The 26,370-nt window shown below is 71.5% G+C and carries 20 protein-coding genes; 14 read left to right on the top strand and 6 right to left on the bottom strand.

The genetic code is table 11. From position 1 onward, the window contains the following. The first annotated feature begins 57 nt into the window (after nt 1-57). The gene (locus KBY19_RS01565; RefSeq protein WP_099881597.1) at nt 58-1,140 is read left to right on the top strand and encodes a sugar phosphate nucleotidyltransferase; all 1,083 of its coding nucleotides are present in this window, start codon (nt 58-60) and stop codon (nt 1,138-1,140) included. Between the two features lie 59 nt (nt 1,141-1,199). After that, on the top strand, nt 1,200-2,114 hold the full coding sequence (locus KBY19_RS01560; protein WP_210964947.1) for a DNA-3-methyladenine glycosylase: 915 nt from the start codon (nt 1,200-1,202) through the stop codon (nt 2,112-2,114). Nucleotides 2,115-2,133: 19 nt separating this feature from the next. Here KBY19_RS01560 and KBY19_RS01555 read toward each other — a convergent pair whose 3' ends face one another. Genes KBY19_RS01555 through KBY19_RS01545 form a run of 3 tightly spaced genes read right to left on the bottom strand, consistent with a single transcriptional unit; the run spans nt 2,134 to nt 5,205 of the window. Continuing rightward, nucleotides 2,134-3,621: a coenzyme F420-0:L-glutamate ligase gene (locus tag KBY19_RS01555; RefSeq protein WP_307843415.1), complete on the bottom strand. Its 1,488-nt coding sequence runs from the start codon at nt 3,619-3,621 to the stop codon at nt 2,134-2,136. Further along, nucleotides 3,618-4,622 (bottom strand): 2-phospho-L-lactate transferase, encoded by a 1,005-nt coding sequence (gene cofD, locus KBY19_RS01550; protein ID WP_099881591.1) that lies wholly within the window; start codon nt 4,620-4,622, stop codon nt 3,618-3,620. Before cofD ends, KBY19_RS01555 begins: the two co-directional genes overlap by 4 nt. 37 nt (nt 4,623-4,659) lie before the next feature. Further along, nucleotides 4,660-5,205 carry a cysteine dioxygenase family protein gene (locus KBY19_RS01545; RefSeq protein WP_210964946.1) on the bottom strand — a complete coding sequence of 182 codons (546 nt, stop codon included), beginning with the start codon at nt 5,203-5,205 and terminating at the stop codon, nt 4,660-4,662. 831 nt (nt 5,206-6,036) lie between these two features. Between KBY19_RS01545 and KBY19_RS01540 the strand changes: the two genes are divergently transcribed. The 3 genes from KBY19_RS01540 (at nt 6,037) to KBY19_RS01530 (ending at nt 12,037) form a co-directional block, all read left to right on the top strand. Beyond that, nucleotides 6,037-6,300, top strand: a complete 264-nt coding sequence (locus KBY19_RS01540) for a WhiB family transcriptional regulator (RefSeq protein ID WP_004952403.1) — start codon at nt 6,037-6,039, stop codon at nt 6,298-6,300. A 281-nt stretch (nt 6,301-6,581) separates the two neighbouring features. Then, nucleotides 6,582-10,439 (top strand): glycosyltransferase family 2 protein, encoded by a 3,858-nt coding sequence (locus KBY19_RS01535; RefSeq protein WP_210964945.1) that lies wholly within the window; start codon nt 6,582-6,584, stop codon nt 10,437-10,439. After that, a complete protein-coding gene (locus tag KBY19_RS01530) occupies nt 10,436-12,037 on the top strand; it encodes a DUF5719 family protein (protein ID WP_210964944.1) in 1,602 nt (533 codons plus the stop codon). Before KBY19_RS01535 ends, KBY19_RS01530 begins: the two co-directional genes overlap by 4 nt. 170 nt (nt 12,038-12,207) lie before the next feature. On the opposite strand, the gene KBY19_RS01525 is transcribed toward KBY19_RS01530, so the two are convergent. Beyond that, nucleotides 12,208-12,657: a metallopeptidase family protein gene (locus KBY19_RS01525; RefSeq protein WP_099881585.1), complete on the bottom strand. Its 450-nt coding sequence runs from the start codon at nt 12,655-12,657 to the stop codon at nt 12,208-12,210. Nucleotides 12,658-12,946: 289 nt separating this feature from the next. Here KBY19_RS01525 and KBY19_RS01520 point away from each other — a divergent pair, with 289 nt between their 5' ends. From KBY19_RS01520 to KBY19_RS01495, 6 genes are all read left to right on the top strand, one after another. Beyond that, the gene (locus KBY19_RS01520) at nt 12,947-13,393 is read left to right on the top strand and encodes a DUF3499 domain-containing protein (RefSeq protein ID WP_099881583.1); all 447 of its coding nucleotides are present in this window, start codon (nt 12,947-12,949) and stop codon (nt 13,391-13,393) included. An 84-nt stretch (nt 13,394-13,477) separates the two neighbouring features. Next, complete coding sequence (locus KBY19_RS01515; protein WP_099881581.1) at nt 13,478-14,863, top strand: phosphomannomutase/phosphoglucomutase; 1,386 nt, start codon at nt 13,478-13,480, stop codon at nt 14,861-14,863. Between the two features lie 90 nt (nt 14,864-14,953). Beyond that, nucleotides 14,954-15,127, top strand: coding sequence for a Trm112 family protein (locus tag KBY19_RS01510; RefSeq protein WP_099881579.1), 174 nt, complete (start codon nt 14,954-14,956; stop codon nt 15,125-15,127). A 117-nt stretch (nt 15,128-15,244) separates the two neighbouring features. After that, nucleotides 15,245-16,576: an SIS domain-containing protein gene (locus tag KBY19_RS01505; RefSeq protein ID WP_210964943.1), complete on the top strand. Its 1,332-nt coding sequence runs from the start codon at nt 15,245-15,247 to the stop codon at nt 16,574-16,576. Between the two features lie 122 nt (nt 16,577-16,698). After that, the gene (manA, locus tag KBY19_RS01500) at nt 16,699-17,931 is read left to right on the top strand and encodes a mannose-6-phosphate isomerase, class I (protein ID WP_210956682.1); all 1,233 of its coding nucleotides are present in this window, start codon (nt 16,699-16,701) and stop codon (nt 17,929-17,931) included. 38 nt (nt 17,932-17,969) lie between these two features. Further along, nucleotides 17,970-18,938: a cation diffusion facilitator family transporter gene (locus tag KBY19_RS01495; RefSeq protein ID WP_099881575.1), complete on the top strand. Its 969-nt coding sequence runs from the start codon at nt 17,970-17,972 to the stop codon at nt 18,936-18,938. Nucleotides 18,939-19,056: 118 nt separating this feature from the next. Here KBY19_RS01495 and KBY19_RS01490 read toward each other — a convergent pair whose 3' ends face one another. Continuing rightward, entirely contained in the window at nt 19,057-21,378 is a 2,322-nt protein-coding gene (locus tag KBY19_RS01490; RefSeq protein WP_210964942.1) for a fructose-specific PTS transporter subunit EIIC, read from the bottom strand. A gap of 396 nt (nt 21,379-21,774) precedes the next feature. Here KBY19_RS01490 and ahcY point away from each other — a divergent pair, with 396 nt between their 5' ends. After that, entirely contained in the window at nt 21,775-23,235 is a 1,461-nt protein-coding gene (gene ahcY / locus KBY19_RS01485) for an adenosylhomocysteinase (protein ID WP_099881570.1), read from the top strand. Nucleotides 23,236-23,419: 184 nt separating this feature from the next. Next, nucleotides 23,420-24,034 (top strand): hypothetical protein, encoded by a 615-nt coding sequence (locus tag KBY19_RS01480; protein ID WP_099881568.1) that lies wholly within the window; start codon nt 23,420-23,422, stop codon nt 24,032-24,034. 39 nt (nt 24,035-24,073) lie between these two features. On the opposite strand, the gene KBY19_RS01475 is transcribed toward KBY19_RS01480, so the two are convergent. Next, entirely contained in the window at nt 24,074-24,916 is an 843-nt protein-coding gene (locus KBY19_RS01475) for an RDD family protein (protein ID WP_185017028.1), read from the bottom strand. A gap of 93 nt (nt 24,917-25,009) precedes the next feature. Here KBY19_RS01475 and KBY19_RS01470 point away from each other — a divergent pair, with 93 nt between their 5' ends. Continuing rightward, nucleotides 25,010-26,017 carry a stage II sporulation protein M gene (locus tag KBY19_RS01470; RefSeq protein ID WP_099881564.1) on the top strand — a complete coding sequence of 336 codons (1,008 nt, stop codon included), beginning with the start codon at nt 25,010-25,012 and terminating at the stop codon, nt 26,015-26,017. Nucleotides 26,018-26,370 lie beyond the last annotated feature (353 nt).

The following is a 26,370-nucleotide window of genomic DNA, read 5'->3' as shown; positions in this document are numbered from 1 at the left end:
GTCCGCCGACCACCCGAAGGGCGGTCGGCGGACCCCGGCAGGAAGCAGAGACAACAGGTGACAGAAGCGATCCTTCTGGTCGGGGGCAAGGGCACCCGGCTGCGTCCGCTCACGGTGAACACCCCCAAGCCCATGGTCCCCGCCGCCGGGGTGCCCTTCCTCAGCCACCAACTGGCCAGGGCCCGCGCCGCAGGCGTCGACCATGTGGTGATGGCCACCTCCTACCTGGCCGAGGTCTTCGAGCCGTACTTCGGGGACGGGTCCCAGTTGGGGCTGCATCTGGAGTACGTCACCGAGGAGGAGCCGCTCGGTACCGGCGGCGCCATCCGCAACGTCGCCTCCCGGCTCCACTCGCGCCCCGACGAGCCGGTGCTCGTCTTCAACGGCGACATCCTCTCCGGCCTCGACATCCGCGCCCTGGTCGACCAGCACACCCGGGCCGACGCCGACGTCTCGCTGCATCTGACGCGCGTCTCCGACCCGCGTGCCTTCGGGCTCGTCCCCACGGACAGCACCGGACGCGTGACCGCGTTCCTGGAGAAGCCGCAGACGCCCGAGGAGATCGTCACCGATCAGATCAACGCGGGCGCCTATGTCTTCACCCGTTCCGTCATCGACACCATCCCCGCCGGGCGGCCCGTCTCGGTGGAGCGGGAGACCTTCCCCGGGCTGCTGGCGGCCGGGGCCGAGCTGCACGGCATGGTCGACTCGACCTACTGGCTCGACCTGGGCACCCCGGAGTCCTTCGTCCGCGGCTCCGCCGACCTCGTACTGGGCCGCGCCCCCTCGCCCGCCGTACCGGGCAGATGCGGGGAGCGGCTGATACTGGAGAGCGCAGCAGTGGCACGGGACGCGAAGCTCACCGGTGGCACCGTCGCCGGGGCGGGAGCCGAGGTCGGAGCCGGTGCCCGGATCGACGGCAGCGCACTGTTGGACGGTGCGGTAGTGGCACCCGGAGCGCGCATCAGGGACTCGCTGATCGGCGCCGGCGCCCGTATCGGCGCCGACACCGTGCTGGACGGCGCGGTCATCGGTGACGGTGCCGTCATCGGCGAGGGCAACGAACTGCGTGGCGGCATCCGCGTGTGGTGCCATGCCCGCATCCCGGCCGGTGCGGTGCGCTTCTCCTCCGACCGCTAGCCCGCCCCCCCGGCGACCGGGCGGCCTGCTGTCAGAGCCGGGCCGTACGCTTGCTGTCCGTGTCACTGACCCGTTCCTGGACCCCGCCGGGCCCGTACGACCTGCACAGCAACCTGCGCGTGCTGCGCCGCGGGCCGTACGACCCGACGTACCGCACCGAGGGCGGCACGATCTGGCGCGGCACCCGCACCCCGGACGGTCCGGCGACGCTCAGCGTGTGCGTACAGCGCGGCGGTACGCACGGCGTCGTGTGCGCCCAGGCATGGGGGCCGGGCGCGGGGTGGCTGCTGGACGGACTGCCCGCACTGCTCGGCGCCCACGACGACCCGGACGCCTTCGTCCCGCACCACGACATCACTCACGAGGCGCACCGCCGCAACCCCGGACTGCGCCTCATCCGCACGGGACGGGTGCTGGAAGCGCTGATCCCCACCGTCCTGGAGCAGAAGATCACCACCGATGAGGCGTACCGCGCCTGGCGGCTGCTCGTCCGCCGGTTCGGCGAGCGCGCCCCGGGACCGCACCCCGACCTGTGGGTGATGCCGCCCCCTCGCGGCTGGCTGCGCATCCCCTCCTGGGAGTGGCACCGCGCCGGTGTCGACCAGAAGCGCTCCGCCGCCATCCTGCGCGCCCTGCAACGGGCCGGCCGGATGGAGGAGGCGGCACACATGGATCTCGACGCCGCGCTGGCCCGTCTCCAGGCCATCCCCGGTATCGGTCCCTGGACGGCGGCCGAGGTGCTGCAGCGCTCGAACGGGGAGCCGGACGCCGTCACGGTCGGGGATCTGCATCTGCCACGCCTGGTCGGCTACGCGCTCACCGGCGCACGGGGCACCGACGACGACGGCATGCTGGAGTTGCTTGCCCCCTACGAGGGGCAGCGGCACCGCGCCTCCCGCCTCATCCTGCTGGGCGGCCCGCGCATGCCACGCCGTCAGCCCCGCTTCCCGGTGGGGAACATAGCCCCGCTGTAGGGGTGCCCGGCGCTCCCGCTCACCGCTCGACGACGAAGTCGGCGGCGGAGCGGGGCGGGCGCTCCCGCGGCGGGGCCGCCGGGTGGCCGATGGCGACCGCCCCCATCGGGTCCCAGTCCGCCGGCAGCTCCAGCACCTCGCGCACCACCTCGCGGCAGAACATCGTGGAAGAGATCCACGCCGAGCCCAGCCGCTCTCCGGCCAGCGCGACCAGGAAGTTCTGGATGCCCGCACCCGTCGCCACCACGAACATCTCCCGCTCGGCCGCGTTCCGGCGCTCGTCCGGGTAGGTGTGCGAGCCGTCCATGACCAGGCAGGGGACGGCCAGGCAGGGGGCGTTGCGCAGCACGTCGCCGCGCTTGACCCGCTTGGCGATGCTCTGTTCGCTCTTGCCGTCGCCGCGCAGGTCGTCGATCCAGGCGTCCCGCATGGCGTCCAGCAGCCGGGTGCGGGACTCGGCGCTCTCCAGCAGCACGAACCGCCACGGTGTGGTGTGGTGTGGTGCGGGCGCGGTCACCGCGGCGGCGACCGCACGCCGTACGGCCTGCCCGTCCACCGGCTCCGCCGTGAACTCCCGTACGGTCCGCCGCAGGGTCACGGCCTCGCGTACGGCCTCCGAGGTGCCCAGCCGGAACATGTCGTTGGCGGCGTCGCGCACCAGCGCCCGCGCCCCACCGGCGTCGGATGCCCAGCCGGCGTCGGGTGCCCCGCCGTCCGCGTGGCCGTGGCCCTGCCGCGCCGCGGGCAGCACATGGTGGGCCAGTCCGCGCACCACCGACACTGGCAGCCCGCTCGCCTTGCCCTTGACCAGCTCACCGGCCGCCGCGAGTTCGTCCCCGACAGCGGTGACGGTCACCCCCAGCGGATTGCCGTACATGTCGACACTGCCGCGCAGATCGTCCAGCACCCGTACCCCGGCGGCGCCGATCGCCACATCGGTCTGCCCCTCGCGCCATGGCCGGCCGAAGGTGTCGGTGACGACGACGCCGACGGTGATCCCGAGCGCCTTCCGTACCCCGTCCCGCACCTGCCGGGCCGCCGCGTCCGGGTCCTCGGGCAGCAGCAGCACCGTGCCCTTGGGGGTGTTGGAGGCGTCGACCCCGGCAGCCGCCATCACGAAACCGTGCCGGGACTCCACGATGCGGGCGGCGCCGCGCCGGGCGACGACGCGTACGGTCTCGGCGTCGATGGCGGCCTCGCGGTCGTCCGCCTGCACGATGCGGCCCTCGGCCTTGCTGACGATCTTCGAGGTGACGACCAGCACATCACCGTCGACCAGCCCCCGTCCGCCGCGGGCAGCGGCGGCGGCCAGGATGAGTTCGACCAGGTCGTCGCCGGGCCGCACCTCCGGGATACCCGGCAGCGACCACACCTCGTACGAGCTGCCCTGCGCTGCCTCCGCGTGCTGTGCCGTCTCCGCGTTCCGTGCCGTCTCCGGGGTGTCGGCGGCCGGGTCCTTCGGGGTGTCGGCCGGGTCCGTCGTTCCCGTGGTCACCGCCGCCGTCACGCCCGTACCTCCTCGGCCAGCTCCAGCGCCTGCCGCGCCATCTGGGCCGTGGCCTCCTCGTCGCGCATCAGCAGCGGAACGGCACGGCAGCGGATGCCCGCTTCCTCGACGGTCTGCACGGCGCCGGCGTCCACGGTGTCGACCAGCCAGCCGTCCAGCAGCCCCGAGCCGTAGTGCGCGGCGACTGCGGCAGCGGTGGTCTCGACGCCGACGGCCGACAGCACCTTGTCCGCCATTCCCCGGACCGGTGCGTCCCCGACGATGGGCGACAGGCCGACGACGGGTACGCCCGCGTCGGCGATGGCCTCCCGGATGCCGGGCACGGCAAGGATCGTGCCGACGCTGACGACCGGGTTGGACGGTGGGAAGAGAATGGTGTCCGCCTCGGCGATGGCCTCCAGGACGCCCGGCGCCGGCTTCGCGGCGTCGGCGCCGACGGGGACCACGGCGTGCGCGTCCACGGAGGCGCGCAGCCGCACCCAGTACTCCTGGAAGTGCACCGCCTTGCGGCCGCCCCGGCCGCCCGCGGTGTCCGGGGCGCCCTGGCCGTCCTCGGCGTCCGGGTCGTCGATCAGCACATGGGTCTCGACCCGGTCGTCCGTCATCGGCAGCAGCCGCACCCCGGGCTGCCAGCGCGCACACAGTGCCTCGGTGACGGCGCTGAGCGGATACCCCGCGGAGATCATCTGGGTGCGGACGATATGGGTGGCGAAGTCCCGGTCGCCGAGCCCGAACCACTCCGGGCCCACGCCGTAGGCGGCCAGTTCCTCCTTCACCGTGAAGGTCTCCTCGGCCCGGCCCCAGCCCTGTTCCTCGTGGATGCCCCCGCCCAGGGTGTACATCACGGTGTCGAGGTCGGGACAGACCTTCAGGCCGAACAGATGGATGTCGTCACCGGTGTTGCCGACGACGGTGATCTCCGCGTCGGGCACCGCGGACCTGAGCCCGCGCAGAAAGCGGGCACCGCCGATGCCCCCGGCCAGAACCACAATGCGCTGCATGGGCACCAGTCTCGCAGCCCGGTGCTCGGCCCCGACATCAGGTCCGTGGCCCCGGCACGGGTGGCACGGCGTCAGGCCAGGGCCTCGTGGGTGGCATGTGGGTGGCATCGCGTGTGGTGGCGGGGTCGATGGAGCAGTGCTGCGGCATCTCGGTCAGCCCGGGTGCGTAGACGTGCACACTCACGACGGGTTCCAGCCCGTCGTTGACCACTTCGTGCACATATCCGGGAGCGAAGACCCGCACCGTCCCGGCGTCGAGTACACGTTTGGCTTCGCCGTGTTCGGTCAACTCGCCCTCGAGTACGCCGAACACGCCGAACGAACGCCCGTGGTCGTGTCGTCCACTGCCCTGCCCGGGCAGCCAGCTGAGCAGCCACACCTCGTAGCCGGGGCCGGTGCGCAGCCGGTGGTACCAGCGCAGGGTCGGGTCGTAGCGCACCAGCGGCGCCCAGGCGGCGCGGTCGGCGGCGAGCTCGCGGATGAGTCCGGCGAAGTCCGCGACGGTGACGGGATGAGCGGGGGCCGGGGGGAGGAGATGCGGAATGGCGAGCAGGTCGCCCGCGATTTCGAGGTCGCTGTTCACGTTCGGGGATGCCTTCGTCGGAGGGCCGGCCGGGGGCCGGACGGGAGCAGGGAGGGGCCGCTCCGGCGGGGGAGCGGGCATGGCACGGGGCGTGGAAGGGCGTGACGAGAGGTACGGAAGGACGCGGCGCGCGATGCGTTCAGCCGGAGCGGGTGCTCGACGGCGGGACTGCCGGCGTACGGCTCAGAACGAGCCGGTCCTCAGCAGCGGCACGAGCCGGACCTCAGCGGCAACAGCGCGCGTGACACCCACGCGGACAGCGACAGCGGTGGGGCTCCAGGACATGAGAGGCGGCGCGGGGGAGCACGGGCGCACCCCCGGCAGACCGCGCGGCGAGGGGGCCGCGGGTCGTACGGGTCTCAGAGGTCACTGCCATGCGCTCCAGAACAGCGCCCCCGTGCCCCAGGTGTCAACCTGTTGTCGCGTTTGTGGTGAATGTTTCATCCCTTCCGGTCCCCATGGCTGGCGAAAGGTTTGTGCCGTCCCGGGCGGGAGAGGTGGCGCCCGAGACCTGCCTGTACGCCGTTGCACTTCTGTGATCAAAGTGTGATCAGGGCCATCCGGGCGGTGGTGCGGAACGTGATCGCAGGTCATCGCGTTCTCCATACAGGAGTCGGGCAAAACGCCCCGGCTCCAGGCGCGAGTGTCATATTTCGTAGTGATTTGAACACTTACTGCGAAGGCTTGGTTCCGCCGGGTGAATAACGGGCTCAATAGCAGATCTCGGCTTGACTGCCCCGGATCGGCACACTTGTAATTTCACTCGTGTCGTTCAAGAGGGTTCGATAACGACAGCATCACGGGGTCGAAGAGACGGATCGAGGGGCGCACATGACCGAGCTGTTCCAACAACTGCTCGTCGAAGAGGCGGACGAGGAGCTGGGCTGGCAGGAGCGCGCCTTGTGCGCTCAGACCGACCCTGAGTCGTTCTTCCCCGAGAAGGGCGGATCCACCCGCGAGGCGAAAAAAGTCTGCCTTGCGTGTGAAGTCCGCTCCGAATGCCTCGAATACGCCCTCGCCAATGACGAGCGTTTCGGTATTTGGGGCGGCCTGTCCGAACGCGAACGGCGCCGCCTGAAGAAAGCCGCTGTCTGACCTGGTCCCTACCGGACAGGGCCGGCCGGCCACAGCTCAGCACCGCCCCAGCAAGCCGAGCCGTGCCCCCGCACCGCTCGCCGGGCAACCAGGAGCCCGCCCGGGACAGTTGCGACGGAGCGCCGGACCCGTGAGGACGAGCCGTTAGTGTGGGGCCGTCCGCGACGCACCACCCTGCCAAGGGCGTGCGTTCACCGCTCCGATACGCGTCTTCCGGGGGCTTGCAGCCGACCGCGGCACTGCCGCGAGGCCCCGGCACCCCGGGGAGGGCCCCTACCTCGATGTCCGTGCACAGCCATATGGCGGCCCACTACGAGGCGGCCGCAGCAGGGTTGGCCACCTTGGAGCCGCCCGAGTTCCCCCGGCACGTCGTCACCGCCGTCATCGTCGCCCACGACGGCGCCCGCTGGCTTCCCGAGGCGCTGAGCGGGCTGCTGGAGCAGAACCGCCCGGTCCAGAACATCGTCGCGGCCGACACCGGCAGCGCGGACAACTCGGCACAGCTGCTGACCGAAGCGCTCGGCGCCGAGCGCGTGCTGCACATGGCGCGCCGCACCGGCTTCGGCGCCGCCGTCGAGGAGGCCGCCCGCGCAGCGCGCTGGCTCACCCCCGACGACCTGCCGTACCTCAAGCGGCCCAGCGGCTGGGACCCGGTCAACCGCACCTGGCGCGACGACGCCTACGACATGCCGGAACTGCCCTACGGCGAGCCGGTGCAGTGGCTGTGGCTGCTGCACGACGACTGCGCACCCGAGCCGGACACCCTCGCGCAACTGCTGCGCGTCGTCGACGCCGACCCGTCGGTCACCGTCACCGGGCCCAAGCTGCGCAGCTGGTACGACCACCGGCAGCTGCTGGAGGCCGGGGTCTCCATCGCCCACAGCGGCCGGCGCTGGACAGGCATCGAACGCCGCGAGCAGGACCAGGGCCAGCACGACCAGGTGCGCCCGGTACTGGCCGTCTCCACCGCCGGCATGCTCATCCGCCGCGACGTCTTCGACCAGCTCGGCGGGTTCGACCGCCGACTGCCCCTGATGCGCGACGACATCGACCTGTGCTGGCGCGCCCAGGCCGCCGGGCACCGGGTGCTGACCGCGCCGGAAGCCGTGATGCGGCACGCAGAGGCGGCCTCACGGGAACGCCGCCCCGTCGACTGCGTCGGCCGCGCCAGCCGCGGCGCCAGCCCGCACCGGGTCGACAAGGCGGGCGCCGTCTACACACTGCTCGCCAACATGCCGGGCGCACTGCTGCCATGGGTACTGCTGCGCCTCGTCGTCGGCACACTGCTGCGCACCCTCGCCTACCTCGTCGGCAAGGTCCCCGGGCAGGCTCTGGACGAGATCGCCGGACTGTCCGGCACCCTGCTGCGCGGCGGAAGCGTCCTGACCGCCCGCCGCAGGCGGGGCAGACCGGCAGTGACGCACAAGGAGCTGCGCCCCCTCTTCCCGCCGCCCGGAGCCACCCTGCGGGCCACCCTGGAACAGGTCACCAGCAACTTCACCGGCCGCTCCGAGCCCGACTCGTCCGCCGGAGGCCGGCACGGCGCCGTCGAATCCGGCCCGGGGGGCGAGGACGCGGACTTCCTGGAGGTCGAACAGTTCGCGCGCCTCAAACGGCTCGCGCACAAGCCGGGTCCCGTCCTGTTCGCCGTACTGCTCGTCGTCTCCCTGGTGGCCTGCCGGGCGCTGCTCGGCGGTGGCTCCCTGGCCGGAGGCGCGCTGCTGCCCGCCCCTGACGGCGTGTCGGGCCTGTGGGCACGGTACGCGGAAGGCTGGCATCCGGTCGGCACGGGCGGCTCCGAGTCGGCGCCGCCCTATCTGGCCGTCCTCGCCACGTTCGCCACGCTGCTGTTCGGCAGCACGGGCCTGGCGCTGACGCTGCTGCTGGTGTGCTCGGTCCCGCTCGCCGGTGTCACCGCCTACTTCGCCTCCCGGCCGCTGGTCGACTCCCGTCTGCTGCGCGCCTGGGGAAGCGTCGCCTACGCCTTCCTGCCCGCCGCCACCGGTGCGCTCGCCCAGGGCCGCATCGGTACCGCCGTGCTCGCCGTACTGCTGCCCCTGCTGGCACGCGCCGCGGTGGCGGCCGGGGGGCTGCGCGGAAAGAGCGGCTGGCGTTCGGCGTGGGCGTACGCGCTGCTGCTGACCCTCACCATGGCATTCACCCCTGTCGTGTGGCCGCTCGCCGCCGTGCTGGCACTCGCGGTGCTCGCGGTGCGCCGGGCGGAAGGCGCCTCCCTCGGTGCGCTCCTGGCCCGGCAGGCCGCCGTCCTGGTGACACCACTGGTACTGCTCGCGCCCTGGTCGCTGTCGCTGTTCACCCAGCCCGACCAGTTCTTCTCCGAGGCGGGCCTGGAGTACGGAACGGGTGCGGCCTCCGCCCTCGATCTGCTGACTCTCTCGCCCGGTGGCCCCGGCACCACGGACGGGCTGTTCCTGGTCGGCCTGGTGTCGGCCGGACTCGCGGCACTGCTGCGCACCGAGCGCCAGCTGGCCGTACGGGCCGCATGGGTCGCCGCACTGGCCGGACTGCTGGCGGCGGCACTGTCCAACGGTTCGGCCTGGGCCGGGCCCGCCACGCTCGTCTACGGCCTCGCGCTGCTGTGCGCCGCCGCCGTCGGTGCCGAGGGCGCCAAGGAACGCGTCGCGGCACAGAGCTTCGGCTGGCGGCAGCCCGTGGCCGCACTGATCGCCGCAGCCTGTGTCCTGGCACCGCTGGTGGCCGCCGCCGGCTGGATGGTGCGCGGCGCCGACGGACCGCTCTCGCGGCGCGACCCGGTGCAGGTGCCGGCCTTCGTCGCGGAGGAGAGCACCACCAGCGACCAGGCCCGCACCCTGGTGCTCGACCAGCCCGAGGGCGCCTCGAACGTCACCTACACGCTGGCGCGCGGCTCCGGCGCCCGGCTGGGGGACGCCGAACTCGCGGCGGCCGACGGGGACGACACGCGTCTGGGCGACGTGGTCTCCAACCTCGTCGCGGGCTCCGGCGCCGATCAATCCAGCCAACTGGGCGGTTACGCCGTCCGGTACGTCCTGCTGCGCGACGGCGCCTCACGCGAGACGAGCCGCACTCTGGACGCGACGCCGGGTCTGACCCGGCTCAGCCAGGCCGACGGCAGCGCACTGTGGCGCGTCGACCGGCAGGTCTCCCGCGTCTCCATCGGTCCCGGCGAGCAGGAGGACGGCGCGGGCGGTGCGGTGACCGCCCCGGTCGCCGTTCCCGCCGGTCCGGTGGAGTCGCACGCGACGCTGCCGTCCGGCCCGTCGGGTCGGGTGCTGCGGCTCGCGGACCGGGCCGACAGCGGCTGGCAGGCCACGCTCGACGGCAGCCCGCTCAAGAGCGTCACGGTCGACGGCTGGGCGCAGGGCTTCGAACTGCCCGCCGAGGGCGGCAAGCTGGACCTCGGCTACGAGACCCCGCTCACCCACACGGTCTGGGTCTGGACGCAGGGCTTCCTCCTGCTGGTCGTCCTCGTCCTCGCACTGCCGGGCCGTCGGCGCGATGTGGACGACGACCTCCCGGACGCCCCGGTGGAACCCGACCTGTCCGCCCTCGGTGACGGCCGCAGGGCCCGCAGACTCCGCGCTGCCGCCGAGGCCGCCCAGGCGCCGCCCGAGCAGTCCCCGCAGGAGCCGGTGCCGCCGCAGGCGCCGCCCTCCCCACAGGACGTGCCCCCACAGCCGGACCACGACCCCTACGGTCAGCAGCCCTACGTCCCGCAGCAGCCGCCGTACGACGCCGGCGGGCAGGGCCACGGCCAGGGGTCGTACGAGCAGCCGTCCTACGACGCCTACGGCCGGCCGACCTACGGCCAGGTCCCGCAGCAGCAGTCGTACGACCAGCAGTACGGCCGGCAGCAGTACGACCAGCAGTACGAGCCCCAGCAGTACGACCAGCAGTCGTATCAGCAGCAGCCGTACCAGCAGCCGTCCTACGACCCGCAGTCCGCGTACGACCCGCAGCCCACGTACGACGCGTACCAGCAGCAGGCCTCCTACGAGGAGTGGCAGGCACAGCAGTACGCGGCCCAGCAGCATGCCGACCCCTACGGCTACCAGCAGGGCTACGAGGGCACAGGGGCGCACCAGTCCGACGGCTACGACAGCAGGTACGGCAACGGCAACGGGAGCGAGCAGCAGTGAACCGCACAGTCCTCAGCTTCGGCGCCGTCGCCGTGGCGCTCGCCGCGGTGACCGGAGTCGCCGCGCTCTCCGCCCCGGACGAGGCGGCGCAGGGCGGGGAGAGCGCCAAGGCGGCCGCTCACAAGCCCGTGGAGCGCTCCACGCTGGTCTGCCCGCGGCCGAGTGCCTCCGACGTCGCGGAGACCGCCTACGAGGCGTTCACGCCCAAGGGTGGCACCGGCAAGAAGGGCAGCGCTGCGCTGTACCCCGCCGAGCTCGTCGAGACGGGCACACCGCTGAGCCCCGACGACGAGGGGGGTAGGAAAGACAAGGGGGACGAGGAAGAGAAGGGGGAGAGGGACGGCAAGGGTGACAAGGGCGGCGAGAAGGGCGACAAGGGGAGCGGAAAGCCCTTCCTGCGCCTCAGCAGCCCCGGCACTCCGGTGACCGCTGACACGCAGGATCCGAAGGCGCCCGCGCTGACCGGCACGGCAGACGGCCCCTTCGCGCCCGGCTGGACGGTGCAGCAGACCACGAGTATCGGCGCCGGAGCGGGCCGCGGTCTGCAGGGCACCTCCTGCACGGCGCCCGACACGTCGTTCTGGTTCCCCGGTTCCAGCACGGCCGAGGACCGACAGGACTACGTCCACCTCACCAACCCGGACAGCACCAGCGCGGTCGTCGATCTGGACGTGTACGGCAAGAAGGGCAAGGAGAAGGCCGGTGCGGGCGCCGGAGAGGCCATCACCGTTCCGCCGCACTCCACTGTCCCGGTCCTGTTGTCCACCCTGACCGCCGAACCGGTCACCAATGTCACGCTGCGCGTCACCGCGCGGTCCGGCCGGGTGGGCGCGCAAGTACAGGCATCCGACCGCAAATTGGGCGGCGACTGGCTGCCGCCCGCAACCGACCCGAGTCCCCGCCTGGTGCTGCCCGGCATCCCCGAGGACGCGAGCTCCGTCCGGCTGTCCGTCTTCGCTCCCGGGGACGAGGACGCCGACCTCAAGGTGAAGCTCGCGGGGCGGAACGGGCTGATCAGCCCCGCTGGCCATGAGTCCCTGCATGTGAAGGCGGGCATGGTCACCACCGTCGACCTCAAGGACCTCACCAAGGGCGAGGCCGGGTCGCTGGTGCTCTCCCCGGCCGAGGACGGCGCCGACGCCCCCGACGTGGTGGCGGCGGCGCGGGTCCTGCGTGGCAAGGGTGACAAGCAGGAGACGGCGTTCATCCCCGCGACGGCGCCGGTGCACAAGCGGGCCACTGCCGCGGGCAACAGTGCGACCGGCTCCACCCTGGCGCTGACCGCTCCGGAGAGCGGGGCGAAGGTCCGGGTGACCGCTTCGCCGGGCAGCGACGGCGGCAGCCCCAAGAGCACCACCGTCACGGTCAAGGCCCACACCACCAAGGCGTTCACCCCACCGCGGCCCACCGGCAGCAAGGGCACCTACGCGGTGACGGTGGAGCGGCTTTCGGGCGGTCCGCTGTACGCCTCCCGCACGCTGGAGGACGAACAGTCCGGACTTCCGGCCTTCACCGTGCAGACGCTTCCGGACGACAGGAGCACGGTCGCGGTCCCCGAGTCGGGCCAGGATCTGTCGGTGCTGAACGACGAGAACTGAGCCGCACGTGTGCCAGGCGCTTGTGCCCGCCCGTGGCACGGGCGCCCTTCGGCCGGAGGTAGGAGGCCCGGGGGAGCGGGCTGAGCGCGCTCGAGCGCGACGTTCGCCCAGCAGCGCGGCGAGCGCGAGCACCCGGGCAGGACGCCCCGTCAGTCGGGACGGACGCCCAGTCAGTCCTGCCCGTACCGTGGGTCGACCGACTCCGGCGCCAGCCCCAGCAGTTCGGCCACCTGCTCCACCACGACCTCGTGCACCAGCAGGGCCCGCTCGTCCCTGCTCCTGCTGCGGATCTCCACCGGGCGCCGGAAGACGATCACACGGTCCGGGTGCTCGCCGCCGCCCTCGGTGACCCGGCCGAGCGGCACGGCGTCGTCGCCCTCGCGCACCTCGCCGTTGTCCGACCGGGGCACTTCCTGGACGGCGAACTCGACGGCGGCCAGCTGCGGCCAGTGCCTCTCCAGCCGGGTCACCGAATCGCGCACCAGATCGTCGAACGCCTCCGCCCGGCTGATGGCGAGCGGCACTTGGGGAGGGGCGATGGGGCCGCGCATGCCACGGCCGTGGCGGTCTCGGCGGCGCGGCCGGGCGTCGGCCCGGCGCGGCGGTACGGGGCTGTCCATCACGTCCGAGCCTAGCCCGCCGCAGGTCGCACGCGGGGCACGACGGGCAGGTGCGGAGCATCTCGCGTATATCAGCGCATGAAGCCTCTTTGCCCTTTCTGCCGCTCTCATCGCCCTATTTGACGGAACGGAGCATGGGAAATGACCGTGATCAGGTGAATGGCGAACGCTTGATGATCGGATCGTGTCCGCCGACCGTCGGCCAAGGGGCGCTCGCCCGCTCGACGCGCACACCTTTCAGCAGATCAGGCGTTTCCGGCGAACGTGGACGACACGGCAGGGTGACGTCATGGAGAGTCGTCGCAGCCCGCTCAAGAGTGCGGTACGGTCCAACGTCGTGAGCCCTGTACGTCGCTGTTCGCGCACCGCTTGCGGTCGTCCCGCCGTCGCGACGCTCACGTACGTCTACGCGGACTCCACCGCCGTCCTGGGACCCCTCGCCACCTACGCCGAGCCGCACTGCTACGACCTGTGCGCCGAGCACTCCGAGCGGCTCACGGCACCCCGCGGCTGGGAGGTGGTCAGGCTGGCCGTCGACACGGCCGCGGCCCGACCCAGCAGTGACGACCTCGAAGCGCTGGCCAACGCCGTCCGTGAGGCGGCCAGGACACCGCGCCCCGAGCCGCCGGACCCGGGCCCCAAGGACCGGCTCAGGGGCCCCGGCGGGCGTGACGCCGATCCGATGGAGGTCGCCCGGCGCGGCCATCTGAGGGTCCTGCGGTCCCCGGAGCCGTAGCTCACCGTGCTGCCGCACCGCAGCCCTCACCCGCGCGGGTAGATTTGGGACCGTTGCCGACCGACGACCCAGGAGAGGCTGGCCGTGGCTGATCTGTCTCAGATCGTGAAGGCGTACGACGTGCGCGGTGTGGTTCCGGACCAGTGGGACGAGACGACGGCCGAGCTCTTCGGCGCCGCGTTCGTCCGCGTCACCGGGGCCTCGGCCGTCGTCGTCGGACACGACATGCGGCCCTCCTCGCCCGGCCTCGTCCGGGCGTTCGGACGGGGTGCGTCCGGCCAGGGCGCCGACGTCACCGAGATCGGCCTGTGCTCCACCGACGAGCTCTACTTCGCCAGCGGCAAACTCGATCTGCCGGGCGCGATGTTCACCGCCAGCCACAACCCCGCCCAGTACAACGGCATCAAGATGTGCCGCGCCGGTGCCGCTCCGGTGGGCGAGGAGACCGGGCTGGCCGAGATCCGCTCCCTGGTGGAACGGTGGAGCGACGCGGGCGGCGCCCCGGCGACGGACAAGCCGCAAGGCAGCGTCACCCAGCGGGACATGCTGGAGGAGTACGCGGCGCATCTGCACTCCCTGGTCGATCTGGCGGACATCCGCCCGCTCAAGGTCGTGGTCGACGCCGGCAACGGCATGGGCGGTCTGACCGTCCCCTTCGTACTGGCCGGGCTGCCGGTCGAACTGCACCAGATGTACTTCGAGCTGGACGGCACGTTCCCCAACCACGAGGCCAACCCGCTCGATCCGAAGAACCTCGTCGACCTCCAGCAGCGGGTGCGCGAGGTCGGCGCCGACATCGGTCTGGCCTTCGACGGAGACGCCGACCGCTGCTTCGTCGTGGACGAGAACGGCGACCCGGTCTCCCCCTCCGCGATCACCGCGCTGGTCGCCTCCCGCGAGCTGGCCAAGGAGCCCGGCTCCACGGTGATCCACAACCTCATCACCTCCTGGTCCGTGCCGGAGGTCATCAGGGAGAGCGGTGGCCTGCCCGTCCGCACCCGCGTCGGCCACTCCTTCATCAAGCAGGAGATGGCCAGGACCGGCGCCATCTTCGGCGGCGAACACTCGGCCCACTACTACTTCCGCGACTTCTGGAACGCCGACACCGGCATGCTCGCCGCCCTGCACGTGCTGGCCGCGCTCGGCAGGCAGGACGGCACCCTCTCCCAGCTGGTCGCCCGCTACGACCGCTACGCCTCCTCCGGGGAGATCAACAGCACCGTCCGCGACCAGTTCAACCGCACAGCAGCCGTCAAAGCGGCCTTCGCCGGCCGCGAGGGCGTCACACTGGACGAGCTCGACGGACTCACCGTCACCGGCGTCAACTGGTGGTTCAACCTCCGCCCCTCCAACACCGAACCGCTGCTCAGGCTGAACGTGGAGGCCCGCGACACCACCACCGTCGAGCGCGTCCGCGACGAGGTGCTGGCCATCGTCCGGGCGGAGGAGGAGCCCACCTCCGCGGTCTGACGGCCGCCCCGGGTACCGTCGGCCGCCCCCGGCGGTACCCTGACCGCACAGTCAGCACACAGCTGCCGCGCACCGCACCAGGAGGAACACATGCCGCTCGAAGCCGGACTTCTTGAGATCCTCGCCTGTCCGGCGTGCCACGCGCCGCTGCGCGAGGAGGGCGACGAGCTGCTGTGCACCTCGGAGGCGGAGTGCGGCCTGGTGTACCCGGTGCGCGACGGCATCCCGGTGCTCCTGGTGGACGAGGCACGCCGACCCGCCTGAGCCGATTCGGCTGAGCCCCAGCGCTCCCGCCGGGACGCGCTGCACGCGCCGTACGCCCAGCAGGCCCGACCAGCAGGCGTACCCGCAGCACCGGAAGCCGATCGGAGGCCACGGAAGATGCTCGACGAGACGCTCCTCGACACCCCCGAGGCTCTGGCCCGTGCCGACGTACGCGGCTTGCTGCGTGGCGCCGCACAGGCCGGAGCACGCGTCCGCACTGGGGTGCGCCAGGCAGCCGAGGCGGGCTTGGACAAGCTCCAGCCCGAGGGCCGGCCCCGGGCGCTCCTGGTCGCCGGGCCGGGTCCCGCGACCGCCTGTGTCACCGATCTGCTCGGCGCCCTCACCAGCGGAGCGGTGCCCGTCACCGGGCTGCGTCCCTCCGGAGCCCTGGCGGCCACCGGTGCGCTGCGCTGGTCGCTGCCCGGCTGGGCGGGGCCGCTCGACCTGCTGCTGCTCGTGACCCCTGACGGCACCGAACCCGGCCTCATCGCCCTGGTCGACCAGGCGTACCGCCGCGGCTGCACCGTCGTCGCCGTCACGCCGCAGGGCGCGCCGCTCGTCGACGCGCTCGGTGAGACACGGGGCCTCGCCGTACCGCTGGCACCCGGTCCGTACCAGGTCTATCCCTCACCGGATGTCCCCGCGCACCCGCTGGACGCGGATGCTGCCGCCGCCCCACCCGGCTCGGACGGCTTCGACGAGGGGAGCGGCCTCGGCGGCGAAGGCGTCGTGAACGGCGGCGTCGACCAGGACGGTGACCGGGGCGACGACCAGGACGGTGACCGGGAGGAGCGGCGGGGCGCCGGAACCCCGGCCGGGCGGCCCGTCGGCGCCCCCGGCACGCTCTGGGCGTTGCTCACCCCGCTGTTGCTGCTGTGCGACCGCCTCGGGCTGACGCAGACCGGCCCGTCGGCCCTCACCGCGCTCGCCGACCGGCTGGACGAGATCGCCGAACGCTGCGGCCCCGCCATCCCGCCCTACAGCAACCCCGGCAAGACCCTGGCCGTCGAACTGTCCGGCGCGGTACCGCTGCTGTGGAGCGAGGGCGCCATCGCGGGTGCCGCCGCCCACCACTGGTCCGCCGTACTGGCAGCGCTCTGCGGCCGGCCCGCCCTCACAGCCGAACTGCCCGAGGCCATGTCGGCACACGGCGCACTGCTGGCCGGGCCCTTCGCGCCGGGCTCCGACCCGGACGACTTCTTCCGCGACCGGGTCGAGGAACCGGAGACGACACATGCCCGGGTCGTCCTGCTGCGCGAGGCGGCGCCCGGCGGCGAGTCCGCGACGGTGGCCGCCCGCGACCTGGCCTACGCGCACGAGGCGGCACTCAGCGAGCTGGAACCGGCCGAGGGCAGCAGCGCGCTGGAGGCCGCGGCCGAGCTGATCGCCACCGCCGATTTCTGCGCCGTTTACCTCACGCTCGCCGACAGCGACTCCCCTTGGGCGTGACCGCGGCACCACGTCCGCACTTCCGCGCCCGTACGTCCGCACGAACCGCCGCACCCGCACCTCGTACCTCGTACCTCGTACCTCGTACAGATCCTCTGAGCACGACAGGAACAGCGCACCTCATGGACCGTCTGGAGAACACCGTCAGGCCGTACGCCTGGGGTTCCACCACCGCCCTCCCGGAACTGCTCGGTGTGAAGCCCACCGGTCAGCCCCAGGCCGAGCTGTGGATGGGCGCCCACCCCGGCGCACCGTCCCGCATCGACAGGGGCACCGGCCCGCTCCCGCTGTCCGAGGTGGTCGCCGCCGACCCGGAGCGCGAACTGGGCGTCCCGACGGTGCGCACTTTCGGGCCCCGACTGCCGTTCCTGCTGAAGCTGCTCGCAGCCGCCGCCCCGCTCTCCCTCCAGGTGCACCCCGACAGCACACAGGCGGCCCAGGGTTACGCCGACGAGGAGGCGCGCGGTATCCCGCTGGACGCGGCCGAGCGCAACTACAAGGACGACAGCCACAAGCCCGAACTCGTCTGCGCCCTCACCCCGTTCGAGGGGCTGTGCGGCTTCCGGCACCCGCAGGAGGCCGCGGCGCTGCTTGACGGGCTCGGCGTCGACGGCCTCAAGCCGTACGTGGACATCCTGCGCGCCCGCCCGGAGAGCGAGGCGCTGCGCGAGGTCCTGACGGCTCTTCTGACGGCCGACAAGGACGCGATGGCCGCCACGGTCGCCGAAGCCGCCGAGGCGGCGTCCGAGCGCTCCGAGTACGCGGTGTACGCGGACATCGCGCACCACTACCCGGGCGACCCCGGGGTACTGGCCGCGATGCTCCTCAACCACGTCGTGCTGCGCCCCGGCGAGGCGCTGTACCTGGGCGCGGGCGTCCCGCACGCCTATCTCGGCGGCCTCGGCGTCGAGATCATGGCCAACTCCGACAACGTGCTGCGCTGCGGCCTGACGCCCAAGCACGTGGACGTACCCGAACTGCTGCGCGTCGTCCGCTTCGAGCCGGCGGAACCCGGCATCCTGCGCCCCGAGGCCGACGGGGCGACCGGCGAGGAGATCTACGAGACACCCGTCGGCGAGTTCCGCCTCTCCCGTTTCGTCCTCGTACCCGGCGCCGCACCGCACACCCTGCACGCGTCCGCCGCGCAGATCCTGCTGTGCACTGAGGGAGCGGTCGTCCTGCACGGCGGAGAGGAAGGCGTTCGGCACCACCCGGAGGGCGGCGCCGACGGTGGTACCGAAGGCGGCGCAGCGGACATCGACCTCGCCCCCGGACAATCCGCGTACGTTCCGGCAGGAGAGCCGGTACGGATCTCGGGGGACGGTACGCTCTTCCGCGCCACAGTGGCCGTCTGACCGGACGGTCGCACAGCAGCAGGAAGGATCCGGGACTCGTGAGTGCATCAGGCGGAACAAAGGCGATCGTCGCCGCGCTGGGCGCCAACCTGGCCATCGCCGTCGCCAAGTTCGTCGCAGCCGGCTTCAGCGGCTCGGCCTCGATGCTGGCGGAAGGCGTCCACTCCGTCGCCGACTCCGGAAACCAGGCGCTCCTCCTGCTCGGCGGGAAGAAGGCCAAGAAGGCGGCCAGCGAGGAACACCCCTTCGGCTACGGCCGCGAACGCTACATCTACGGCTTCCTGGTCTCCATCGTCCTGTTCACCGTCGGTGGCGTCTTCGCCCTGTACGAGGGCTACGAGAAGATCGCTCACCCACACGAAGTCGAGCACTGGTACTGGCCGGTCGGCGTCCTGGTCTTCGCCATCATCGCCGAGACGTTCTCCTTCCGGACCGCCATTCAGGAGTCCAACCAGGTCCGCGGCAAGCTCAGCTGGGGCCAGTTCGTCCGCCGCGCCAAGGCGCCGGAGCTGCCCGTCGTCCTGCTGGAGGACCTCGGTGCGCTCGTCGGCCTCTTCCTCGCCCTCGGCGGCGTCGGAGTGGCGCTGCTGACGGGCAACGGCGTCTGGGACGGCGTGGGCACCATGTGCATCGGTGCGCTGCTCGTCGTCATCGCACTGGTGCTGGCCGTGGAGACCAAGTCGCTGCTGCTGGGGGAGTCCGCCGACCCGGCCGAACGCGACAAGATCAACGCCGCACTGGTCGACGGCGAGACCGTCACCCGCGTCATCCACATGCGCACCCTGCACCTCGGCCCGGAAGAGCTCCTGGTGGCCGCCAAGGTCGCCGTCCAGCACGACGAAACGGCCGTACAGATCGCCGACGCCATCGACGCCGCCGAGGGGCGCGTCCGCGAAGCCGTGCCGATCGCCCGGGTCATCTACCTGGAACCGGACATCTACCGTGCGCAGGAGACCGAGGGCGAGTCGGTCTCGGAGCCGTCGGACGTGACCGGGCCGCGCGTCTGACCGCGAGCAGCCATCCGCTGCAGCGGGTACGCCCGCAGCACGACGAGGGCCCGCCCCGGAATCCCGGGTCGGGCCCTCGTCGCGCTATGGGCTCAGCCGCCCGACCGGCCAGGGGCCGTCACTCGATCTCGGCGAGCGCGTCCAGCACCGCCTCCTTGCCGGGGGCCTCCAGCAGTCGGGTGCGGAACGCCGGATCCATCAGCTTGCGGGACAGCAGCGCCAGGATGCGCAGATGCTCGTCACCCGCTGCGGCCTCGGGCACGGCGATCATGAACACCAGCCGTGCCTTCGTCCCGTCCAGCGCGCCCCACTCGATGCCCTCGGCCGACCGTGCGAACCCGACGACCGGAGCTGTGACCGCGTCCGTCTTGGCGTGCGGAATCGCGATCTCCTCGCCGAGCCCCGTCGTGCCCTGCTCCTCCCGAGCGAGCGCGGCCCGTACGAGCGCCGTGCTGTCGGTGACCTTGCCGCTGCGGTCCAACAGCGCGGCCATCTCCCGGATACCGGCTTCCTTGTCGTCCGCTGCCAACTGCTCGCTGACGGTGTCCGCCGTGAGGTACCCGGACAGCACTCCGGCCGCCCCGGCGGTTTCCTCCTCAGCCCCGGTGGCTTTCCCTTCGGTCCCGGTGCTCTCCTTGAGCCCGGTTGTCGCCGGCTCGGCAGGGGCGGCCTGAGGCGGTACGACGGGCTCCTCGGCCGACGAGCCGGAGGCGCTGCCCTGTGCGGCGTTCGCCTCGGTGGTGGCCGTGGCGCCTCGGGCGTCGGCAGGGGCGCCCACGGGGGCATCCACCGAGGCATCGACGGGAGCGTCGGCGCCCGCGGCGGGGGCGTCGGCGGTCACGGGGGCGGTCTGTTCCTTCGTACGCTCCGCGGCACGGCGCGCCCCGACCGTCACCAGTCCGGCCGTGGTGAGCCCGGTGACCGCCGTGCCCGCCAGTAGCGCCACGAAGAACAGCGCCACTCCGTCGATCGCGCCCAGCACCGCCACGATCGGCCCGCCGTGCGGCACGTTGTCACCGACCGCGGCGAGCCCGGCGATGCCGCCCGCGACGGCGCCACCGAGCATGTTCGCCGGAATCACCGTGGCCGGCCGCGCGGCGGCGAACGGGATGGCGCCCTCCGTGATGCCGAAGAAGCCCATGAACAGCGCGGCCAGGCCGGTCTCCCGCTCCTGGTCGGAGTAGAACCTGCGACGCAGCAGTGTCGCCAGGCCCTGTCCCAGCGGCGGCACCGGGATGGCCGCCGCGCACATCCCCATCACCTCGGGGCTCTTGGACACCAGCCCGGTCCCGAACAGGAACGCTGTCTTGTTGACCGGGCCGCCCATGTCGAACGCGATCATCAGTCCGAGCACCACACCCAGCAGGGCGGCACTGGTACCCGTCATGCTGCCCAGGAAGTCGGTCAGGTTCTCGAAGACCCAGGAGATCGGCTTCCCGATGACGTAGATGAAGAACAGCCCGAGCGCGGAGGTCGCCACGATCGGAATCACGATGATCGGCATGATCGGCCGCACGAACCGGGAGACCGGCACCAGCTTGATCCAGCGGACGAGATACCCCGCCAGGAACCCGGTCACGATCGCGCCGATGAAGCCGGCACCCGACTTGGAGTCGTACAGCTCGCCCGTGTTCGCGATCCAGCCGCCGATCATGCCCGGCACCAGGGCGGGCCGGTCGCCGATCGCGTAGGCGATGTAGCCGGAGAGGATCGGCACCATCAGCGTGAACCCGATGGTGCCGATGTCGTTGACGTGCTTCCAGAAGCTCCCGTCGGGTATCACCAGACCGCCGTCGGCCTGCGGATGCCCGCCGAGGGCGAGCGACAGCGCGATCAGCAGACCGCCGACGACCACGAACGGAATCATGTACGAGACGCCGTTCATCAGCGCCTTGTAGCCGACGCTGCGCTCCCGTGCCTTTGCCCCCGCCGGACCCGGGAGTCCTCCGCCCGCCTCGGCGCCGCCCGCCCCGGCACCACCTGTGCCGCCTCCCGGGCCGCCGGCGTCTGCGCCGCTGCCGTCTGCGCCGCTGCCGTCGCCCCGGCCGCCGTCGGCCGCGTCGAAGACCGCGCCGCCCTGGTGGACGGGCGCCCGGCGTACGCGGTCGAGGAGGCCGTCCGGGTCGCTGATGCCGTCGGCCACTCCGACGACCAGCACCCGCTTGCCCCCGAACCGACTGAGATCCACGTCCTTGTCGGCGGCGACGATGACGCCGTCCGCGGCGTTGACATCGTTGTCGGAGAGGACGTTCTCAGCCCCGATGGAGCCCTGGGTCTCCACCTTCATGGCGATACCACGGGCCTGTGCGGCCTGGGTCAGTTTTTCCGCGGCCATGTACGTATGAGCGATACCGGTGGGACACGCCGTCACGGCGAGCAGTTTCAGCCCCGGCTCGGCCGGGGGAGCCGCTCCGTCACGGGGATCGGCAGGACTGGTCACGTGGGAACTCCTAGCTCGGCCAGTGTGTGGAGGGATGCGTTCTCGCGCCATCGCAGTCGCAGTCGCAGAGGCCGCAGGGTGCACCGAACCAGCCGGGCGGCCAAAAAAGCAAGCGGCCGAAAACCGACCCCGAGGCGCACTTGCTGTCACCGCCGCCCGTCCGGTCCCCTGGACGGGCGGTGTAGATTCGTAGAGCCAGACGTCGCTGCTGATGGCGGTCGGGAGGCCCGTACCGCGGGCCACCGAGGGAGAGAGGGCCTCCGACGGACTGAGCTGCGAGCAGGGGACGAGTGTGCCCGGCGACGATGTGCGCCTCCGCGCGACCGGCACCACACCGCCCCGCGCCGCAGCACGGACCAGCCAGCCTTATATCTCGACACCGAGGAGCAGCTCGCAATGACGACGACCTCCACGACCGGCCAGGACTTCAAGGTCGCGGACCTCTCGCTGGCGGCCTTCGGCCGCAAGGAGATCACGCTGGCCGAGCATGAGATGCCCGGCCTGATGGCGATCCGCAAGGAATACGCCGCGGATCAGCCCCTGGCGGGCGCCCGCATCACCGGCTCCCTGCACATGACCGTGCAGACGGCCGTGCTCATCGAAACGCTGGTCGCCCTGGGAGCAGAGGTCCGCTGGGCCTCCTGCAACATCTTCTCCACCCAGGACCACGCCGCCGCGGCCGTCGCCGTCGGCCCCAACGGCACGCCGGACAACCCGCAGGGCGTCCCGGTCTTCGCCTGGAAGGGCGAGACCCTGGAGGAGTACTGGTGGTGCACGGAGCAGGCCCTCACCTGGCCGAACGCCACCACCGGCGGTCCGAACATGATCCTCGACGACGGTGGTGACGCCACCCTCCTCGTCCACAAGGGCGTCGAGTACGAGAAGGCCGGCGCCGCGCCCTCGGTGGACACCGCCGAGAACGACGAGCACCGCGTCATCCTCCAGCTCCTCAACCGCACCCTCGGCGAGAACCCGCAGAAGTGGACGCAGCTCTCCTCCGAGATCCGCGGCGTCACCGAGGAGACCACCACCGGCGTGCACCGTCTCTACGAGATGCACCAGGCCGGCACCCTGCTCTTCCCGGCCATCAACGTCAACGACGCCGTCACCAAGTCGAAGTTCGACAACAAGTACGGCTGCCGCCACTCCCTGATCGACGGCATCAACCGCGCCACGGATGTCCTCATCGGCGGCAAGACCGCTCTCGTCTGCGGCTACGGCGACGTCGGCAAGGGCTGCGCCGAGTCCCTGCGCGGCCAGGGCGCCCGTGTCCTGATCACCGAGATCGACCCGATCTGCGCCCTGCAGGCGGCGATGGACGGCTACCAGGTGGTGACCCTGGACGATGTGGTCGACACCGTCGACATCTTCGTCACCACCACGGGCAACAAGGACATCATCATGGCCTCGGACATGGCCAAGATGAAGCACCAGGCCATCGTCGGCAACATCGGCCACTTCGACAACGAGATCGACATGGCCGGCCTCGCCGCCATCGAGGGCATCGTCAAGGACGAGGTCAAGCCGCAGGTCCACACCTGGACCTTCCCGGACGGCAAGACCATCATCGTCCTGTCCGAGGGCCGCCTGCTGAACCTGGGCAACGCCACCGGGCACCCCTCGTTCGTGATGTCCAACAGCTTCGCGGACCAGACGATCGCCCAGATCGAGCTGTTCACCAAGCCCGAGTCGTACCCGACCGACGTCTATGTGCTGCCCAAGCACCTCGACGAGAAGGTCGCCCGTCTCCACCTGGAGGCACTCGGCGCCAAGCTGACCACCCTCCGCCCGGAGCAGGCGGCCTACATCGGCGTCCCGGTCGAGGGCCCGTACAAGCCGGACCACTACCGCTACTGAGCCGGACAGCGACCAGTGATCCCGCTACCGATCCAGGTAGCGACCCGTTCATGACGTTCCGTCTCTGACCTGCCCGCGCCGAGCCCGGCGGCACAGCCGCCGGGCCGGCCGGGAGGCAGCACGGTCCCAGGCCCCCGCCCCGGCGGGGGCCTGCCCGTCACCGCACCGACTCCGGACCTCGCCCATGCCCCGCGGCCGATATTCGCTTCACGATCCGCACGACCAGACCTTCCTCGGCGAAGAGCACTTCCACTGCGCCACCGGCCCCTCCGGCTGGCGCTACTTCTCCCAACTCACCACCCCCTCGGGCGAGCACGCGGGCTCCGTCGACCTCACCCTCGACGAACTCGGCCGCCCCATCCGGCTCGAACTCCACGCCGCGAACTGGCAGGTCCGTGGCGCCGCACTGGACGGCGTCACCTGGGTGCGCTCGGACCCCACGGGCCAGCAGGCCCAGGAGGGCAACGTCGCCGCCCATTCCTTCACCGGGGCGTCCCCCGCGTTCCTCGTCGCGACCTCGCGGCTGCTGCGCCCGGCTCCCGGTGACCGGGCCACTCGCGTCCGCCTCGTCGCGTTCACACCCCCCGTCCTCGCCCCCCGCACTCTCGACCAGTCCTGGGCGCTGCTGAACAGAGAAACACACGCCACTGACAACGGCCCCCTCGTCGTGGAGAACTACCAGGTCAACGACCTGGAGACGGGGGAGCAGCACGCCGTGCACATCGCCGGCGACGTCGTCCTCGCAGCCCCCGGTATCGAGCTGGAAGATCTTGAAACACCACCGTCGACGTTCGGCTGACTGCTGACCGTCCGGAGACTGCCGACCCGCTCCGGAGACTTACGTGGGCGGCACGAAGCCCGTGGCCGGCGGAGGTGGCCCGCCCGCGTCTTCCTCGGGGACCGGCGCATCGGGCAACGAGGGGGTCGCCCCGGACGCGGGGAAGGCGTGCTGCGCTTCTCGCCGCCGGCGTTCCGCCACAACCCCCGCCAGATAGTCGGCGGCGGGTACCCCGTACGGGGCCGACGTCCCGACCCAGGCTCTGACGTCATTGGCCAATTGCTCGCCCATCGTGTGACGGACGGCCGGGTCCAACTGCCCCGCCCGCAGCAGGAACTGCCGTACCGCGAGCCACAGCGAGTCCGGAACACGCGACAGATCCAGCTCCGCGAACTGCTCGCCCAGCCACTGCGGTGGAGGCGGCACGAACATCCCCTGAGTCGCCGGAAAGCGCTCTCGGACCACCAGCGTCCCGGCGAACACATCTCCCAGCCGACGCCCCCGCTCGGAGACCAGCGACGTCACACAGGCCACCAGGCCGAACAACAACTGGAGCTCCACCACGCCCAGCGCTCCCCGCACCAGTGCATGCCGGAACCGGATCGGCCCACCGTCGTCCCTGACGACCCGCAGCCCCGCTGCCATCTTCCCCACGGAGCGCCCGCCGGTGAGTGTCTCGACGGCGATCGGCACCCCGACGAGGACCAGGAGGAAGAGGCCCACCTGGACAGCCGCCAATGCCGCCACATCAAGAGAGGACACAGCGGTGAGCAGCGCGAGGGACAAAGCCAGATAGATGCCCCAGGCCAGCAGCAGGTCCACACAGATGGCCAGCGCTCTGCTCGGCAGCCGCGCCGGACGCAGCCCGAGCACGACACCATCCCCTGTGACCAGCTCACTCATCGCACACCCCAGTCCCCGCCCCGTGTCACTTGGCAACTGACACTTCATCCTCGGGCCCAGTCTTCCAGTACGACGATCTGCCAAGCTCTCTCCATGGACCTGGATGTCTTCGTCTCGGCCCACCGCGCCGAGTGGGACCGATTGGACGAACTGCTGCGCCGCCACCGTCACCTCTCCGGAGCGGAAGCGGACGAGCTCGTCACGCTCTACCAGCGCGCCGCCACACACCTGTCCCAGGTCCAGACGAGTGCTCCGGACCCAGCGCTTACCGACCGCCTCACCCGCCTCGTCGCTCGCGCCCGCAGTACGGTCACCGGAGCACGCACCGCCTCATGGCGCGACGTCACGCACTTCTTCACAGCGGGCTTCCCCGCCGCTGTCTACCGCTCCCGTAACTGGTGGGTCCCCACCGCACTCCTGTCCACTGTCCTGGCTGCCCTCGTCGCCTGGTGGGTGGCTACGCATCCGGAAGTCCGCGCCACCATCGGGGCTCCGGAGCAGCTGCGCGAGATGACCCGGCCAGGTGGCCAGTACGAGGCGTACTACTCGAACCATCCCGCGACGTCCTTCGCGGCCCAGGTCTGGACGAACAATGCCCAGGCCGCCGCCATCTGTCTCGTCTTCGGAGCCTTCCTCGGCCTCCCGGTGCTCTGGGTCCTGTTCCAGAACGTCCTCAATCTCGGTGTCGGTCTCGGTCTCATGGGCTCCGCCGGCCGCCTCGACACTTTTCTCGGCCTGCTGCTCCCGCATGGGCTGCTCGAACTGACGGCCGTCTTCGTGGCAGCCGGGACGGGACTGCGCCTCGGCTGGACAGTCATCGACCCGGGCCCGCGAAGCCGACGCACGGCGCTGGCCCAAGAGGGGCGCGCCGCCGTCGGCATGGCCCTCGGGCTGGCAGCCGTCCTGCTGGTCTCCGGCGTCATAGAAGCGTTCGTGACCCCTTCCGGCCTGCCCACCTGGGCACGCGTGCTCATCGGGACCTTGGCGGAGCTGCTCTTCCTCGCCTACGTCTATGTGGTGGGCCGACGAGTGGCCAAGGGGGGCGAAACCGGTGACATCGCCGTGTCGGACCGCTCGGCCGAGGTGCCGACTGCCGCATGATGTGCGCGGACCGCAGGGAACCTGCTACTGTCCTCTCCGCCCCGGAAAACCGTTGACGCGGTGAACCATGGGCAGTAGATTCGAACAGTTGCCTAGAGTTGGACAAGCTCGGCAGCAGCAGTTAGATTCTTCTCCGCTTCGAGCAAAGAAATCCGGCAACGGAATTCTGCGCGACAAGCACTCCGAAACTCGAGGCAGATTCGATCTGATAGAGTCGGAGACACCGAAAGGGCAAACGTCCGGAGAAACCGGTGAGATGGTTTCGAAGGAAGCGTCCGTTCCTTGAGAACTCAACAGCGTGCCAAAAGTCAACGCCAGATATGTTGATACCCCGGCCTGTCGACGAGTGTCGA

It is taken from the genome of Streptomyces sp. B15, from assembly GCF_018070605.1.
Taxonomy (GTDB): domain Bacteria; phylum Actinomycetota; class Actinomycetes; order Streptomycetales; family Streptomycetaceae; genus Streptomyces; species Streptomyces smyrnaeus.
Note: the sequence above shows the minus strand (reverse complement) of the source record. Positions and strands in the feature narration are given on the sequence as shown.